Genomic DNA, 15,860 nt, shown 5'->3' with positions numbered 1-15,860 from the left:
TCTAGCCATGAAATCCGATGATGAGTAGTAGTCAGCGGCTGACGCCGTCGGCGGACCCCTCCAGCAGCTCCAGATCGGCCCGCCGGGGCAGCGACTCCCAGTCGCCCTGCGAGGTCACCGCGAACGCGCCCGCGGCGCAGGCCGTGCGCAGGCGCTGCTCCGGGTCGGCGCCGGCCAGCCAGTCCGCCAGCCACCCGGCGGCGAACGCGTCGCCCGCGCCGACCGGGTCCACCTCCGTCACCTGGTACGGCGCGGCCTGCCGTACCTCGTCGCCGGACAGCTCCAGCGCCCCGCGCGCGCCGAACTTGAGCAGCACGTGGCGCGGACCCATGGCCTTGGCCAGGGCGACGGGGTCGTCGGCGGCGGCGACCAGGCGGGCCTCGGCCTCGGTGGCGAAGACCACGTCCACGTCGGGGAGCACCGAGCGCAGCCACGCCCCCGCCTCCTGCGGCGACCACAGGGCCTTGCGGTAGTTGACGTCCAGGGAGACGAAGATCCCCGCCGAGCGGGCCACGTCGATGGCGTGCCGTACGGCCGCGCGGGCGGAGGCCGACAGCGCGGGGGTGATGGCCGAGACGTGCAGGACGCGGGCGGAGACGATCAGCGCGGGGTCGAGGTCGGCGGGGGAGAGGTGGGAGCCGGCGCTGTGCTTGCGGTAGTAGCGCACGTCGATGAGGTCGGCGGTGCGCCTGCCCTTGATCATGAGGCCGGTGGGGGCCTCGGCGTCCTCGACGGCGTGGACGCGCACCCGTTCGGCGCGCAGGGTCGCGGTGATCAGCTCGCCGAACTCGTCCCGGCCGACGCGGCCGATCCAGGTGGCCTCGTGGCCGAGCCGGCTGACGCCGATCGCCACGTTCGACTCGGCGCCGCCCAGCCCGAGGTCGAAGTCCCGGGCGAAGCGCAGCGGCCCGGTCCGCCGGGCGGCGAACAGGGCCATGGTCTCGCCGAAGGTCACCAGGTCGGTCATCGTGAGGAACCCAGCTTTCTCGAGATGCGGGCGGCGGCCGCGGCCACGATCGGTCCGACCTCGCGCACCCGCGCGGCGGTGATGCGCGAGGTGAGCCCGGAGACCGAGATGGCGGCGCTGACCGTGTCGGTGTGGTTGAAGATCGGCGCGGCGACGCAGCGTACCTCGGGCTCGTTCTCGCGATCATCCACCGAGTAGCCGCGCTGCCGGATCCTGACCAGCTCGCGGCGCAGCTGCTCGTGGCCGGTGATGGTGTGCTTGGTCTTGGCGGGCAGTTCCTCGGGGATCGCCGACTCGGGCTGCCAGGCCAGGATGGCCTTGCCGACGGCGGTGGAGTGCAGGGGGCCCCGGCTGCCGATGCGCGAGGCCATGCGGACGGTCGCCTGGTTCTCGACCTTGTCGATGTAGACCACGTGCGGCGGGTCGTAGACGACCAGGTGCACGGTCTCGCGGACCTCGGCGACCAGCCGGTGCGACTCCTCGGCGGCGACCGCGCGCAGGTCGAGGGTGGCCAGGTACGCCTGGCCGAGCTGGAGCGTGCCGTGGCCGAGCCGGAAGGCGCCGGTCTTCCTGTCACGCTCCAGCAGACGGGCCTCGATGAGCGGGGCGGCCAGCCGCGAGACGGTGCTCTTGGACAGGTCCAGGGCCTCGGCGAGCTGGGTGAGCGTCAGGCCGCTGTGCAGGCGGACGTGGTCGAGGACCAACAGGGCGCGGCGCAGCGAGGCTGACTGGTTCCGGTCAGACACGATCGCCAAATTACGGCTCGGCAACCATAGATGTCACATTTTGCAGCACGCTGTTCTGCATTGCACAACAAGTCGTGACAAGTCTTTCCGACTTCCGGTGGGCTTCCTAGGGTCTGCGCCAAAGGGAGGTAACAGTGAAGTTTCTTTACGGTGCCGTGGCCCTCCTGGCGCTGGCGGCGTGCGCGCCCTCCACCGCGCCGGCCACGGGCGGAGGCGACGAAAAGACCGGAACGCTCAACGTGTGGCTCTTCGACGAGCCCAACCGCGCGCCCAAGGACAAGGTCGTCCAGGAGGCGATCAAGGAGTTCACGGCGTCGCACAAGGACGTCACCGTCCAGATCAGCTGGGTCCCGACGACCCCCGCGCGCCACGAGAAGTTCAAGGGCGCCTTCAACGACCCGGCCAGCGCCCCGGACGTGGCCGAGTACGGCAACACCGACCTGGCCGAGTACGCCGCGGCCGGCGGCTTCGCCGAACTCGACCTGGCCGGCCAGGACATCAGCCCCACCTTGCTGAAGTCCGCGACCGTCGACGGCAAGGTGTACGGCCTGCCGTGGTTCATCGGCATCCGCGCCCTCTACTACCGCACCGACGTCTTCGACGAGCTCAAGCTCAAGCCGCCGACCTCGATCGCGGAGCTGACCGAGACGGCCAAGACGATCCGCGCCAAGAAGCCCGATCTGTACGGCATCGCCGTCGGCGGCGAGTACACCTTCGGCGCCATGCCGTTCGTCTGGGACGCCGGCGGCGACGTCACCACGCTCGACGGCGCCGAGGCCCGCAAGGGCGTCAAGGCGTACACCGACCTGCTCACCGACGAGATCTGCCCGCCCCAGGCGTGCGCCTCGCTGACCGGTGGCAAGACCGTCGAGCTGTTCGCCAGCGGCAAGGCGGGCATGGGCATCATCGGCAACTTCAACCGCTCGGCCGTGGAAGCGGGCGCGGTGGGCAGCAAGTACAAGGTCATCCCGCTGCCCGGCGCCGAGCCCGGCTCGATCGCCCCCGCCTTCGCCGGCGGCAACAACCTGGGCGTGATGAAGAGCGCCAAGCACCGCACCCTGGCCAACGACTTCATCAAGCTGCTCGGCGGCAAGGCATATCAGGCCAAGATGTACGAGGCGATGGGCAATCTGCCCACGCTGACCGGCCTGAGCACGGAGCTGGCGGCCAAGGACCCCTTCGTCAAGCCGTTCCTGGACGCGGTCGCCAAGGGCACCAAGTTCGTCCCCGTCGACCCCGCCTGGGTGAAGATCGACAACGGCAAGGTCATCCCGACGATGCTGCAGAAGATCGCCACCAAGCAGTCGACCGTCGAGGAGGCCACCACCGAGGCCGCTGCCGCCGTGAAGGCCGCCTTCGGGTGATGCGCACCGCCTCACGAGCCAGGCCGTGGGTGTACCTGCTGCCCACGGCGGCCGTGCTCGGGCCGATGTTCGGCTACCCGCTGTACATGCTGGGCCTGCTGTCGGTCTTCGACTACCGGCAGGCCCAGGTCAGCGGCGGGGAGCCGAGCCGGTTCCTGGGCTTCGGGAACTACGCGAAGCTCTTCGCGGACGAGCGGTTCTGGAGCGTGCTCGCCCAGACCGTGGTCTTCGCGGCGGCGCTGGTACTGGCGACGCTCGTCGTCGGCGCCGCGCTCGCGATCGTCATGGAGAAGGCCTCGCCGTGGGCGCGCACCGCGCTGTCGCTGGCCGCGATGGGCGCGTGGGCCGCTCCGGCGATGACCGGCTCGACCGTGTGGATGTTCTTGTTCGACGCCGATCTCGGCCTGGTCAACCAGGTGCTCGGGATCGACGGCTACAACTGGTTCTACGACAAGTGGGTGACGTTCGGCGTGGTCGGGGCCACCGTGGTGTGGCACTCGTTCCCGTTCGTCATGGTGACGCTCTACGCCGGGATGAAGGCGATCCCCGGTGAGGTGCTGGAGGCGGCGGCGCTGGACGGCGCCTCGGCGATCGGCACCTTCTGGCGGATCACGATGCCGATCCTCCGGCCACTGATCACCATCGTGGTGATCCAGTCGATCATCTGGGACTTCAAGATCTTCACGCAGATCTACGTGATGACCAACGGAGGCGGTATCGCGGGGCAGAACTCGGTGCTCAACGTCTACGCCTACCAGACGGCCTTCGGGTCGTCCGAATACGGCCTGGGGGCCGCGATCGGGGTGGTGATGGCGCTGATCCTGCTGGTGGTCACGCTGGCCTACCTGCGCGCCCTCTACCGGACGGGGGAGCGACTGTGACGAAAGGCAGGCTGATCGCCAACGGCGTCGCGGTCGTGACCGCCGTGCTGACGGCGTTCCCGCTCTACTGGATGGTGCTGTCGGCGCTGAAGCCCGACGGCGAGATCCAGTCCCTGGACGCGCGGCCGTGGACGCTCAACCCGACGCTGGAGAACTTCACCCGGGTGCTGACGGGCGAGGGCTTCGGCCGCTACTTCCTCAACAGCGCGATGGTGGCGCTGGCCGTGGTCGTGCTCTCGGCGCTGATCGCCTTCCTCGCGGCGGTGGCGGTGACCCGCTTCAACTTCCGCTTCCGCACCACTGTGCTGATCATGTTCCTGGTCGCGCAGATGGTGCCGGTGGAGGCGCTGACGATCCCGCTGTTCTTCGTGGTGCGCGACCTGCAGCTGCTCAACACGCTCGGGGCGCTGGTGCTGGTGCAGCTGGCGTTCTCGCTGCCGTTCGCGATCTGGATGATGCGCGGGTTCGTGGCGGCGGTGCCCGAGGCGCTGGAGGAGGCGGCGATGATCGACGGGGCCGGCCGTACGACGATCCTGTGGAAGATCCTCTTCCCGCTGGTGGCGCCCGGGCTGGTGGCCACCAGCGTGTTCTCGTTCATCACCGCGTGGAACGACTTCATCTTCGCCCGGACCTTCATCATCTCCGCCAAGGACAACCAGACCCTCCCCTCGGCGCTGCTCGTCTTCTTCAAGCCGGACGAGAACGACTGGGGAGGGATCATGGCCGCCTCGACGCTGATGACGATCCCCGTGCTGATCTTCTTCATCGCGGTCCAGCGCAAGCTGGTCTCCGGGCTGGGCGGCGCGGTGAAGAACTAGGCGCGGGACGGGCCCAGCGCGGCCACGATCTCGTGCCGGTCCTCCGGGGCGAGGAACTCCAGCAACCTCGCCCCCTCCGCCATCGCCTCGTCCAGATCGGACGGGGCGAACGGCTTCCACTGGTGGACGGTGAGCGTGGTCGTGCCCTTGGCGCTGGTGGTCGTCCAGTCGCCGGCGGTGAACCCGTCGACGAGGACGAGGCGCCACTGCACGTTCGCCTTGACGAACGCGGGCGCCACCTCGAGAGCCTGGGGCGTGATGAACCTGGAGCGGTCGGCGTAGCCGATGAAGGCGTTGTCGAAGTCATACATGAACCGGACGGGTACCGAAATTTCGGCGGAAGTCAGGCTCATCTCCGGCACGTCGTACAGGACCCGGTCGTCCTCGCCCCGGTACCGCACCAGGTCCATGCCCTTCACCACCTCGGCCAGCCTGGTCAGCCCCGACCAGGTCTGGACGTCCTTCACCGAGGCCGGCCCGAACGCCCGCAGGTAACGCCGCACCATCTCCCGCGCCTCCATGGGAGATCCGGTACGGCCCAGCCACGCCTCGGCCGAGGTGTGGGCGATCGGCCCGCTCCGCCCCCACAACCCGCGCGGCGGCACCTGCACCAGCGGCACCAGCCAGCGCACCACCTGGCTCAGCGCGTGCGCGTCGTTGCCCGGCCACCGCTCGGCCAGCGCCGCGCCCAGATCGGCGAACGTCAGCGCCTTCTCCTCCACCAGCGCCCGCCCGAACCTGCCCAGCTCGTCGAGATCGACGCCGTCGAGCTTCCTGACGAACGTGCTGCGCGTCCCCCGCTCGATCATGGGCTCGATCAGCGGCCGCAGCCCCAGGCAGTCGCGCGCCGACACCAGGTGGATGGTCCCGCGCTGCAGGACGATCCTGACCAGCTCGCGGCTCTCCAGCAGCGCCGAGGCCACGAGCGGGTCGAAGCCCTCGATCCGGTTCCACAACCCGGCGTACCAGGTGTGCGGGGTCTGCGCCTGCAGCCCGACGAGGTGCTCGGCCACCTCGATCGCGGACAGGCCGGTACGGCGCAGCAGCAACTGCCGCTCCAGGGCGGTGCGGTTGAGCGCCCGGAGGCTGAGCACGGGTTCCATGCCCCCTAAGGTAGGGGCAAAAGCGGCACGTTCAGTTCCGCTTGAACGGCAGCTCGCCCGTCAGCCAGGAGATCAGCGCCCCCGGGTTGCGCGTCTGGGTGAGCACCCGGCCGGGGCCGACGAAGTCGAAGACCAGCCCCTCGCCCGACTTCAGCGACTGGATCGTCTTGCCCTCGACCGCCCGGCGCAGGTTATTCCGCACGGTCTCGTCGTAGGCCACCAGGTGACCGGTGTCCACCACGATCTTCTCGCCCGGCGCCAGGTCGATGACGTCGAGCGCGCCGTAGCAGCCGAGCACCACGTCGCCGTCGCCCTCGGCCCGGATGAGGAAGCCGCCCTCGCCGCCGATCAGGTTGGACATGCCACCCCACTTGGTGACGATCTCCACGCCTTCGGAGGAGGCCAGCCAACTGCCCGCGGTCAGGAGAAGCGCGCGGTCCGGCCGTACCGCGGCGACCTGGACGTCACCGGGCAGATGCGCCGCCACGTCCACCCAGCCGCCCTCCCGCGGCGCGGTGTAACGGGTGGTGAACAGCGACTCGCCGCCCAGCGCCGAGCGCGCCAGGCCGCGCAGCAGCCCGCCCTCGACCTTGGCGTGCAACTGGACGCCGTCGCTGGTCATGCACATCGCGCCGGACTCGACCCGGATACTCTCGCCGGGGTTCAGGTAGCAGCGGGCCACGGCGAACGAACCCGGATGCCTGATGTCGGTCTTCATGACAGGGGAGGCTCGCCACCCTGGGTTGACGACGCGTTGACGACCGGTTGATATATGCGCTGACCTGCGCATAAACGTTTCGTATACGTCTTGTTGAGAGCGGGCCGCGACTCTTGTCCCTTGTTGGGACAGGACCTATGTGGGGGGTTTCGGCCATGCGTTTCGGCGTACTGGGCAGTGTCGAAGCGTGGCGTGACGGCGTCAGAACCGAGATCGGCACACCGCGCAACCGAGCCGTGCTGGCTCGCCTGCTGCTCTCGCGCGGCAAGGTGATCCCGCTCGACCGGCTCATCGACGACCTGTGGGAAGGCGAGGCGCCGCCGCAGGCGCTGTCGTCGCTGCGCACCTTCGTCTGCCAGCTCCGTCGCGTCCTCGACCCCGGCCTGCTCGTCACCGAGCCCGGCGGCTACGCGCTCCACCTGCCCGAGCAGGATGTCGACTCCGCCCGGTTCGAGCGGCTGTTCCGCCAGGCCGGCGCCGCGGGCGACCCCGCGAGCGCGCTGCGGCTGCTGGAGGAGGCGCTGGAGCTGTGGCGCGGGCCCGCCTACGTCGAGTTCGCCGCCACCATGTGGGCGGAGGGCGAGGCCGCCCGCCTGGAGGAGCTGCGGCTCAGCGCCGCCGAGCGCCGCCTCGACGCCCTGCTGTCGCTGGGCCGGCACGCGGAAGCCGTACCCGAGCTGGAGGTTCAGGCGCGGGCGCACCCGACGCGGGAGGAGGGCTGGCGCCTGCTCGCCCTTGGCCTGTACCGCTCGGCGCGGCAGGGTGACGCCCTCGCCGCGCTGCGCGAGGCCCGCCGGTATCTGGCCGACGAACTCGGCGTCGACCCCGGGCCGGGGCTGCGCCGCCTCGAAGCGGACATCCTCGCCCAGACGGCCGGGCTCGAACTGCCTCAGCCGTACCAGACCTTCGCGCCGCTGACCGTGACCGGCCCCGGCGCCGGGGCGTACGGCGCCCCGGCACAGGACGGCTGCGCGCAGCACGCGCCCGGGCCGTGCGGGGCCGGGGCGCGGGGCGCGCTGACGGCCGAGCCGGTCGCGGGCGCGTATCCGGTGGGCGCTGCCGGGGCGGTGGCGGGGCCGTACGCGCGGAACGTCGCGCCGATCCGCTGCCTCGGCCGGGACGACCTGCTGGCCGCGACCGGCGCCGCGCTGGCCGCGGCGGAGTCGGGCGCGGGCGGGCACCTGGTCTTCGAGGGCGAGCCGGGCGCGGGCAAGACCGAGCTGCTGCGGGCCGCCGAGGCGCTGGGGCACCTGCGCGGGTTCCGCGTGGCCCGCGCCAAGACCCACCCGCTGGAGCGCGAGCACGCCTACGGGGTGGCGCGGCAGGTCTTCGAGCCGTTGCTGTACGCGCTGCCCGAGGAGGAGCGGGCCGCGGTCCTCGACGGAGTCGCGGCGCCCGCCGCCGCCGCGGTCTGGGACAACGGCCCGTCCGCGAGCGGCCCCGCCGTCCTGCACGGCCTGTACTGGCTGGCGGTACGGCTGGCCGAACGCGGCCCGCTGCTGGTGGCCGTGGACGACCTGCAGTGGTCCGACCCGGAGTCGCTGCGTTTCCTGGCCTACCTGGTACGGCGCAGCGACCGCCTGCCCGTCGCGGTGGTGGCCACGCGGGCCGGCGGCGTCCCCGCGGCCGACCCCGGGCTGCTGGAAGAGCTGTGCGCCCTGCTCGGCCGGACCGCGATCGGCAGCCCGCCGCCGGAGGCCGTGGCCGCGCTGGCCGCCGAGATCCTCGGCCACGACCCGGACCCGGCGGACCTGGCCGCCTGCCTGAGCCACACCGGCGGCAACGCCTTCCTGGTCACCGAGTACCTGACGGCGGGCGGCGACTGCCCGCCCACCGTCACCCGCTGGCTGGGCGACTGGCTGCGCAAGGCCGGGGGATCGGCGCTGGAGGTGGCCAGGGCCGTCGCCCTGCTCGGCGACCGGGCCGAGCCCGCCGCGGTGGCCGCCATGGCCGGGATCGGCGTGGACGACCTGCTCGACGTCCTGCCCGCCCTGGTCGGCATGCGCGTCCTGGCCGACACCGCGCCGCTGCGCTTCGCGCACCCGGTGCTGCGCCAGGCGGCGCTCGACGGCATGCCCTCCAGCGTGCAGCGGATCAGGGAACAGGCGCTGCGGCTGCTGGAGAGCGTGTAAACGTTTTCCGGGCCACGGCCCGCCGCGGGCCCGTGTCATCGGCACAGGGAGAGCCCCGGCTCCACGGTCGTGGCGGCGAACAGGCGCAGCAACTCCGGGTTGTGGTAGACGCCGGATGCGGGCGAGTCCAGCAGGCCGGCGTCCACCAGCGTCTCGCACAGCGCCTCCGCCCGTTCCTGCGGCACCCGGAGCACCTCGGCCGCCTCGGCCGCCGAGAAGCGCGGATGCCCGGCCAGCCGCCGCAGGGCCGCCGCCGGTTGCGGCTGCAGCGTGCGGTACCCGGTCCGGAAGGCGGCCGCGACGTCGCTGTCGCCGGTCCGCAGCTCCTCCAGGCGGCGCGTGCCGTCGGCCAGGCGGGCGGCCAGGCGGGCGAGGGTCCAGGTGGGGCGGGCGGCCAGGCGGCCTCCGGCGATGCGCAGGGCGAGCGGGAGGCGGCCGCAGTGCCGTACCACGTCGACGGCCGCCTCGAACTCCACCGCGACGCGTTCGGCGCCGGTGATCGCGGCCAGCAGGGTGAGGGCGTCGCCGAGGGGCAGTTCGCCGAGCCGTACCCGCTCGTCGGCGGCGAGGCCGGGCAGCCGGGCGCGGCCGGTCACCACCGCGGCCGAGCGCGGCGTGCCCGGCAGCAGCGCGTCGATCTGCTCGTCGTCGCGGGCGTCGTCGAGCAGGACCAGCATGCGCCGCCTGGTCAGCAGCGCACGGTAAAGGCGGGCCCGCTCCATCAGGCTCGGGGGCAGCATGCCGGGAGCCACCCCCAGCGCGCGGAGGAAGCCGCCGAGCACCGCCGAGGGGTCCGCGCCGCCGCCGAGTCCGAGGTCGGCGTAGAGCTGGCCGTCGGGGAAACGCGGGCGCAGGCCGTGGGCCAGGTGGACGGCCAGCGCGGTCTTGCCCACCCCGGCCGTGCCGGTGACCACGCACACCCGCCCGGTGTCCGCGGTGAGCGCCGTCCGCAGCCGGGCGAGCTCGGGGCGCCGCCCGGTGAAGTCGGCGAGGTCGGCGGGCAACTGCGCGGGCGTCCAGAGGGGAGCCCGGCCGGCGTGCAGGTCCACCGCCGACGGATCCACCCGGGCCAGGAAGTGGCCGTCCCCGCCGACGATCACCTCGGGTCCGAGGGTACGGCGCAGCCGCGCGGCATACAGGCGGACCTGCGCGGCGGCCCTGGGCGGCGGCCGGTCGGCCCACAACGCGTGCAGCACCTCGGTGATCGGCACCACGCGGTTGGCCCGGACGAGCAGAAGGGCGAGGAAGGCGCGCTGCGCGGGCCCGCCGAGGTCGAGCTCGTACCCGTCGCGCCAGGCGCGCACTGCCCCGAGTACGGCGAAGCGCAGGCCGCTCACATCACGCCCTTCCCCCGAAATCCCCCGATCATGGTCTGTACCGCATGACACGGCATCGGCATGGATGCCTGATGGACGGTGGCGTTTATCCGGCGTCAACCAGCCATCGACGCCCCCCGCGCACCCTCTTCAGTCATGACATATTCGCCAGAACACACGTATGTCCCCCCGGTCCCTCAGCCGGAAACCCCGCAGGAACCGCAGGAGCCGCAGGAACCGCAGAACGCCCACGGCCGCGTGCTGGAGCTCGTGGAGAAGGTCAGCGGCGTGGCCGTCCCGCTGGCCGTCGGCCTGTACGCCATGCTCTACCTCGGCTACCAGGAGATGTACTCGGTCTTCAACATCACGCCGGAGCAGGCCGGCCTCGACCAGGCGACCATCTTCGCCCGCCTGCTGGGCACGATCGTCCAGGTGTTCCTGTTGCTGACTCCGTTCGTGGGCCTGGTCGCGGGGCTGGGCTGGCTGGTCAACAAGGCGACGGGCGGCGTGGTCGGCCGGGGCGTGGATCAGCTCAGGGAACGGCCCTGGATCGCCGCCGCGGTCGCCGCGGTCATCGCGGTCGCAGGCTACTCGGCCTACTTCTTCGTCATGGGCGTCCCCTTCCTCGTGGACGACCCGAGCGAGATCCAAGCAGTGCTCCTCGCCGTGCTCGTCGTGATCGTCGGCCTGCTGGTCCCCTTCCGCATGATGCGCAGAAACCGCGTCGGCCGGGCCGGCAGCAAGGTGCTGAGCGGCGTGCTGCTCGGCATCGGGCTCGGCTTCGTTCTCAACCTCTTCATGTTCGTCGGCGCCCTCGACATCCACGCCAACGGCAACGGCAACCCCATCCTGGAGCGGGTCGGCTTCAAGAACCAGTGGACGCGGGTCATGGACGGCGACGGCAAGAAGCTGATGGACGGGGACCCGATGATGCTTCTCGGCGAGAAGGAGGGCGCCTACGTCCTGTACGACTGCGGCGCGATGAAGACGATCAGACGCTCGATCGAGGGCACGATCCTGGACAAGATCGAGCTCAACCCGGACTTCAGTGAGATGGAGCCCTGCGGCTACCGCCTCGAGGAAGACGAGCAGCCGACGGAGGGCCAGTAGCCCATGTCCCGCGAGCGGCTGCGGTACTGGTTCGACAACACGATGTCCAAGGGCACGCCCGCGCTGATCGGCTGGCTGGCCGTCGCGTCGGCGCTGCTCATCGTGGTGGCGACCGTCCTGGCCTTCCCCTTCCGCGGGCACCCGGACGAGAGCGTCCTCACGATCGCCTGGATGAGCCTGCTGCGCACGCTCGACCCGGGCACCATGGGCGGCGACGAGGGCAGCCCGCTCTTCCTGCTCGTCATGCTGCTGGTCACCATCGGCGGCATCTTCATCGTCAGCGCGCTCGTGGGCGTGCTGAGCTCGGGCCTGGACGCCAAGCTGGACTCGCTGCGCAAAGGGCGCTCCCGCGTGGCAGAAAAGGGGCACACCATCGTGCTCGGCTGGTCGGAGGAGATCTTCGCGATCGTCGCCGAGCTGGTGAAGGCCAAGGAGAGCGAGAAGCGATCGGTCGTGGCGGTGCTCGCCGACCACGACAAGGTCGAGATGGAGGAGGAGCTCAGGGCCCGCCTCGGCGACACCGGGCGCACCCGCGTCGTGGTGCGCGGCGGCGACCCCGCCGAGCCGTCCGCCCTGGAGCTGGTCAACCCCGACGACGCCCACGCCATCCTGGTCCTGCCCGCCGACGACGCCGAGCTGATCAAGACGCTGCTGGCGCTCGGCAACCGGACCTGGTCAGGCGGGCGGCCGCCGGTCGTGGCCGCCGTCACCGAGAGCGGCAACCTGCCCGCCGCCCGCCTGGCCGGAGGACTGCACACCGAGGTCGTCGACGCGCAGGACCTCGCCGCCCGCCTGGTCGTGCAGTCGGTGCGGCAGTCCGGGCTCTCTGCCGTCTACAGCGACCTGCTCGACTTCGACGGCGACGAGATCTACATGCGCGTCGAGCCCGCCCTGGTCGGCAGGATGTACGGCGAGGCCCTGTTCGCCTACGACGGCGCCACCCCGATCGGCCTGCGCCTGGACGACGGCGCCGTGCTGCTCAACCCGCCCAGCGAGCACGTGCTGCGCACGGGCGACCAGATCGTCCTCATCGCCCCCGACGACTCGGCGATCCGCCTGGCGAGCTCCCCGCCCGTGGTGCGTCCCGAGGCGATCTGCCATCCGCGCGCCGCCCGCCGCGAGCCGACCAGGACGTTGATCCTCGGCGCCAACGCCCGGCGGCCCCGCATCCTGCGCGACCTCGGGCCCTACCTGCTGCCCGGCTCGGAGATCCACCTGGCCGGCCCGGAGGAGCCCGGCGTGCCGCCGCCGCCCGGCGTGCTGGTCTCGGCCAAGCAGGTGGACATCACCAGCCGCACCGTGCTGGAGTCGCTGGGCGTCGGCGCCTACGACCACGCGATCGTGCTGTCGGAGGACGCCTACGACGCGCAGAAGGCCGACGCCAGGACGCTCGTGACCCTCCTGCACCTGCGCGACATGAGCACCGGCGCGGCCATCGTCAGCGAGATGAACGACGAGCGCAACCGCAGGCTCGCCCAGATCGCCGAGGCCGACGACTTCGTGGTCGGCGGCAAACTGGTCAGCCTCCTGCTCGCCCAGCTGGCCGAGAACCGGCACCTGGCCCAGGTCTTCGACCGGCTCTTCTCCCACGAGGGCGCGGAGATCTACCTCAAGCCCGCCGGGGACTACGTCCTGCCCGGCGTCACCGCCACGTTCGCCACCGTCGTCGAGGCCGCCCGGCGGCGTGGCGAGACCGCGATCGGCTACCGCCTGGCCGCGGAGTCCGGCCGGGCGCCCCACTACGGAGTCACCCTCAACCCCGGCAAGTCCGCCCCGCTGGCCTTCCAGCCCGGCGACCGGGTGATCGTCCTGGCCGAGAACTGACGACGACGAGAGAACCGACGGATGGAAGGACTCACGATGGCCGACGACCTGCGCTTCTCGCTGCTGGGCCCGGTGCGCGCCTGGCGCGGGGCCGGGGAACTCGAGCTCGGCTCGCCCCAGCAACGCCTGGTGCTGGCCGTACTCCTGCTGGCCGACGGCCGGACGGTCGGCAACGAGCAGCTCATGGACGCGGTGTGGGGCGAGGAGCAGCCGCGCACGGCGCTCAGCACGCTGCGCACCTACATCTCGCGCCTGCGCGGCGTGCTCGGCGGCGGCGTGGTGTTCTCCATCGGCGACGGCTACGCGCTGCGCGGCGGTGAACGCGACCTCGACGAGCTGGAGCGGCTGTACGGCGAGCGCCGCTACGCCGAGGCGCTGGCCCTGTGGCAGGGCGAGCCGTTGTCCGGCCTGGACGGGCTCTACGCCGAGGCCCAGCGCGCCCGGCTGGCCGAGCGCCGGCTGACCGCGCTGGAGCACCGCCTCGACGCCGACCTGGACGAGGGCCGGCACGGCGAGGTCGTCTCCGAGCTCAACGCCCTGTGCGCCGAGCACCCTACCAGGGAACGGCTGCGCGCCCTGCTCATGCTCGCCCTCTACCGGGCCGGACGGCAGGCCGAGGCCATCGGCGTCTACACCGACACCCGCGAGCTGCTGGCCGACGAACTCGGCGTGGACCCCTCGCCGGAGCTGGCCGGGCTCTACCAGCGGATCATCAGCGCCGACCCGGCGCTCGGCCACGCCCCCGCCCGTCCCGTCCCCGCGCCGGCCGCGGCCGGGTACGCTCCCCGCCAGCTCCCGGCCGACACCGCCGACTTCACCGGCCGGGAACGCGAGGTCGAGGACATGCTGGCGGCGCTGCGCTCCGGCGAGACCGCCGCCCTGGTCATCTCGGCCGTCGCCGGGGCCGGCGGCGTCGGCAAGACCACGCTGGCCGTGCACGTCGCCCACCGGCTGGCCGAGGAGTACCCCGACGGGCAGCTGTTCGTGGACCTGCGCGGCTCCAGCGCCCATCCGATGGAGCCGGAGGTGGCGCTCGGCTCGTTCCTGCGCGCGCTCGGCATGGAGGAACCGCCGGACGAGCTCGCCGAACGGGCCGCCCTCTACCGCTCCGTGCTGGCCGACCGGCGGGTGCTCGTCGTGCTCGACAACGCCGCGGGAACCGGCCAGGTGCGGCCGCTGCTGCCCGGTTCGGCCGCCTGCGGCGTCCTGGTCACCAGCCGGGCCAGGCTCATCGGGCTCAGCGGCGCCCGCCAGGTGGACCTGGAGGTGATGGGGCCCGGGGTGGCGCTGCAGCTGCTCGCCAGGATCGCCGGGGAGGAGCGTGTGGCCGCCGAGCGCGGCGCCGCCATGGACCTGGTCGCCGCCTGCGGGTTCCTGCCGCTGGCCATCCGGATCGCGGCCTCCCGCCTGGCCGCCCGGCCCAACTGGAGCGTCGCCACCCTGCGCGACCGGCTCTCCGACGAGCGCCGCAGGCTCGCCGAGCTGCGCGCCGGGGACCTGGCCATCGAGGCCACGTTCGCGCTGGGCTACGAACAGCTGACCGCCGAGCACGCCCGGGCCTTCCGGCTGCTGGCCGTACCCGATGCCGCGGACCTGTCGCTGGACGTCGCCGCCGCGCTCCTCGACCTGCCCCAGCCGGACGCGGAGGCGATCTGCGAGGCGCTCGTGGACGTCAGCATGCTGGAGTCGCCCTCGCCGGGCCGCTACCGCTTCCACGACCTGCTCAAGATCTACGCCAGGTCCCGCCGCGACGACCCCGGCGCCCGGCAGGCGGCGCTCGACCGGCTGCTCGACTTCTACCTGGCCTCGATGGGCGTGGCGCTGGATCTGGTCTTCCCCGGAGACCGCCGCCCCGGCCTGGTCCCGACGCGTTCGGCCGGGCTGCGCTTCGCCGACGTGGCCGGCGCCGTCGAGTGGGCCGACAAGGAGGAGCCCGGCGTGCTCTCCTGCATCGAGCAGGCCGCCGGTTGCCCGGGCACTGACCTGCCGCAGCTCGTGGCGCTGCTCGACCTGGGCTCCGAGGTGCTCGGCTACGAGTCCGACCCGGCCCGTTACGAGCAGCTCGGCGACCTGCTCCTGACCGTCACCGAGCAGCGCGGGGAGAAGGTCCTGGAGGCGCGGGCCCGCTACCTGCGCGGGATCACCAGGGTCAGCAGAAGCGCCCTCGACGGCGCCCACGCCGACGCCGTGGTCGCCCGCGACCTCAGCCTCGAGCACGGTGACCTGGGCACGTACGGCGACTCGCTGAACATGCTCGCCCTCGTCGCCATGAGCCGGCGTGAACTGGCCGAAGCGGCCGACTGGTACCTGCAGGCGGTCGAGGTGTGGCGCTCGCTCGGCAACAGGGCCGACCTGGCCAGCGGGCTCGGCAACATGGCCCGTGCCCTGTCCGGTCTCGGCCGGATCGGCGAAGCGCTCGACGCGGCCCGCGAGGCCGAGCGGATCATGCTCGAGCTGTGCGACGGCCGCCAGGACCCCTCGGCCGCCTACCAGTTCGGCATCGTCTTGTGCCAGGCGGGGCAGCACAGCGAGTCCCTGGTCAAGCTGGCGGCCGCGCTCGCGGAGTACCGGCGGCTCAGGTTGCGCACCTGGGAAGGGGCCACGCTGTTCCGCACGGCCGAGACCTACCTCGCCGCCGGGATCCCGGACCGGGCGCTCGACCACGCCGAGGACGCGCTGGCCGTGCTGGTGGAGGCGGGTGACGAGTGGGGCCAGGGAATGGCCCTGACCGCGCTCGGCCGCGCCCTCGGGGAACTGGGCCAGCCGGGGCGGTCGCGGGCCTGCCTGCGGGAGGCCCTGGACATCTTCACCCGGCTCGGCGTCCCGGAGGAGGGGGACGTCCGCGCCCTGCTGGCCGCTGTGCCGGCCTGATCAGGAGAGG

12 protein-coding genes are annotated in these 15,860 nt (G+C 72.3%); 7 read left to right on the top strand and 5 right to left on the bottom strand.

Annotated elements, in window-relative coordinates; translation table 11 throughout:
• Positions 1-31 precede the first annotated feature (31 nt).
• Positions 32-967, bottom strand: a complete 936-nt coding sequence (locus tag FVE25_RS34695; protein WP_157251369.1) for a sugar kinase — start codon at positions 965-967, stop codon at positions 32-34.
• Positions 964-1,713, bottom strand: coding sequence for an IclR family transcriptional regulator (locus FVE25_RS34690; RefSeq protein ID WP_246267850.1), 750 nt, complete (start codon positions 1,711-1,713; stop codon positions 964-966). Before FVE25_RS34690 ends, FVE25_RS34695 begins: the two co-directional genes overlap by 4 nt.
• A 134-nt stretch (positions 1,714-1,847) precedes the next feature.
• On the opposite strand from FVE25_RS34690, the gene FVE25_RS34685 reads away from it, so the two are divergent.
• Genes FVE25_RS34685 through FVE25_RS34675 form a run of 3 tightly spaced genes read left to right on the top strand, consistent with a single transcriptional unit; the run spans position 1,848 to position 4,776 of the window.
• Positions 1,848-3,077 carry an extracellular solute-binding protein gene (locus FVE25_RS34685; RefSeq protein WP_157251367.1) on the top strand — a complete coding sequence of 410 codons (1,230 nt, stop codon included), beginning with the start codon at positions 1,848-1,850 and terminating at the stop codon, positions 3,075-3,077.
• Positions 3,077-3,958 carry a carbohydrate ABC transporter permease gene (locus FVE25_RS34680; RefSeq protein WP_157251366.1) on the top strand — a complete coding sequence of 294 codons (882 nt, stop codon included), beginning with the start codon at positions 3,077-3,079 and terminating at the stop codon, positions 3,956-3,958. Before FVE25_RS34685 ends, FVE25_RS34680 begins: the two co-directional genes overlap by 1 nt.
• Positions 3,955-4,776 carry a carbohydrate ABC transporter permease gene (locus FVE25_RS34675; protein WP_157251365.1) on the top strand — a complete coding sequence of 274 codons (822 nt, stop codon included), beginning with the start codon at positions 3,955-3,957 and terminating at the stop codon, positions 4,774-4,776. The genes FVE25_RS34680 and FVE25_RS34675 overlap by 4 nt, the downstream gene beginning before the upstream one ends.
• Here FVE25_RS34675 and FVE25_RS34670 read toward each other — a convergent pair.
• Both FVE25_RS34670 and FVE25_RS34665 read right to left on the bottom strand, forming a co-directional pair.
• Positions 4,773-5,879 carry a winged helix DNA-binding domain-containing protein gene (locus FVE25_RS34670; RefSeq protein ID WP_157251364.1) on the bottom strand — a complete coding sequence of 369 codons (1,107 nt, stop codon included), beginning with the start codon at positions 5,877-5,879 and terminating at the stop codon, positions 4,773-4,775. The genes FVE25_RS34675 and FVE25_RS34670 overlap by 4 nt on opposite strands.
• Before the next feature lie 31 nt (positions 5,880-5,910).
• Positions 5,911-6,597, bottom strand: coding sequence for a TIGR00266 family protein (locus FVE25_RS34665; RefSeq protein ID WP_157251363.1), 687 nt, complete (start codon positions 6,595-6,597; stop codon positions 5,911-5,913).
• A gap of 155 nt (positions 6,598-6,752) precedes the next feature.
• On the opposite strand from FVE25_RS34665, the gene FVE25_RS34660 reads away from it, so the two are divergent.
• Positions 6,753-8,729 (top strand): ATP-binding protein, encoded by a 1,977-nt coding sequence (locus tag FVE25_RS34660; RefSeq protein ID WP_157251362.1) that lies wholly within the window; start codon positions 6,753-6,755, stop codon positions 8,727-8,729.
• A 35-nt stretch (positions 8,730-8,764) separates the two neighbouring features.
• Here the strand turns inward: FVE25_RS34660 and FVE25_RS34655 are convergent, their stop codons facing one another.
• Complete coding sequence (locus tag FVE25_RS34655; RefSeq protein ID WP_181019799.1) at positions 8,765-10,066, bottom strand: AAA family ATPase; 1,302 nt, start codon at positions 10,064-10,066, stop codon at positions 8,765-8,767.
• A 135-nt stretch (positions 10,067-10,201) separates the two neighbouring features.
• Between FVE25_RS34655 and FVE25_RS34650 the strand changes: the two genes are divergently transcribed.
• The 3 genes from FVE25_RS34650 to FVE25_RS34640 are packed head-to-tail and all read left to right on the top strand — an operon-like array spanning position 10,202 to position 15,850.
• The gene (locus FVE25_RS34650) at positions 10,202-11,155 is read left to right on the top strand and encodes a hypothetical protein (RefSeq protein ID WP_157251360.1); all 954 of its coding nucleotides are present in this window, start codon (positions 10,202-10,204) and stop codon (positions 11,153-11,155) included.
• Positions 11,156-11,158: 3 nt separating this feature from the next.
• Positions 11,159-12,979, top strand: coding sequence for a CASTOR/POLLUX-related putative ion channel (locus FVE25_RS34645; RefSeq protein ID WP_157251359.1), 1,821 nt, complete (start codon positions 11,159-11,161; stop codon positions 12,977-12,979).
• A 36-nt stretch (positions 12,980-13,015) separates the two neighbouring features.
• Positions 13,016-15,850 carry an AfsR/SARP family transcriptional regulator gene (locus tag FVE25_RS34640; protein ID WP_219825755.1) on the top strand — a complete coding sequence of 945 codons (2,835 nt, stop codon included), beginning with the start codon at positions 13,016-13,018 and terminating at the stop codon, positions 15,848-15,850.
• The last annotated feature ends 10 nt before the right edge of the window (positions 15,851-15,860 follow it).

The organism is Nonomuraea typhae (assembly GCF_009760925.1).
Taxonomy (GTDB): Bacteria; Actinomycetota; Actinomycetes; order Streptosporangiales; family Streptosporangiaceae; genus Nonomuraea; species Nonomuraea typhae.
This window is presented reverse-complemented; position numbering and strand designations above follow the sequence as displayed.

Excerpts from the sequence above, each read along its gene's own strand:
- FVE25_RS34695 (WP_157251369.1), bottom strand. The coding sequence starts at position 967 with ATGACCGACCTGGTGACCTTCGGCGAGACCATGGCCCTGTTCGCCGCC.
- FVE25_RS34680 (WP_157251366.1), top strand. The coding sequence starts at position 3,077 with ATGCGCACCGCCTCACGAGCCAGGCCGTGGGTGTACCTGCTGCCCACG.
- FVE25_RS34670 (WP_157251364.1), bottom strand. The coding sequence starts at position 5,879 with ATGGAACCCGTGCTCAGCCTCCGGGCGCTCAACCGCACCGCCCTGGAG.
- FVE25_RS34665 (WP_157251363.1), bottom strand. The coding sequence starts at position 6,597 with ATGAAGACCGACATCAGGCATCCGGGTTCGTTCGCCGTGGCCCGCTGC.
- FVE25_RS34660 (WP_157251362.1), top strand. The coding sequence starts at position 6,753 with ATGCGTTTCGGCGTACTGGGCAGTGTCGAAGCGTGGCGTGACGGCGTC.
- FVE25_RS34650 (WP_157251360.1), top strand. The coding sequence starts at position 10,202 with ATGACATATTCGCCAGAACACACGTATGTCCCCCCGGTCCCTCAGCCG.
- FVE25_RS34645 (WP_157251359.1), top strand. The coding sequence starts at position 11,159 with ATGTCCCGCGAGCGGCTGCGGTACTGGTTCGACAACACGATGTCCAAG.
- FVE25_RS34640 (WP_219825755.1), top strand. The coding sequence starts at position 13,016 with ATGGCCGACGACCTGCGCTTCTCGCTGCTGGGCCCGGTGCGCGCCTGG.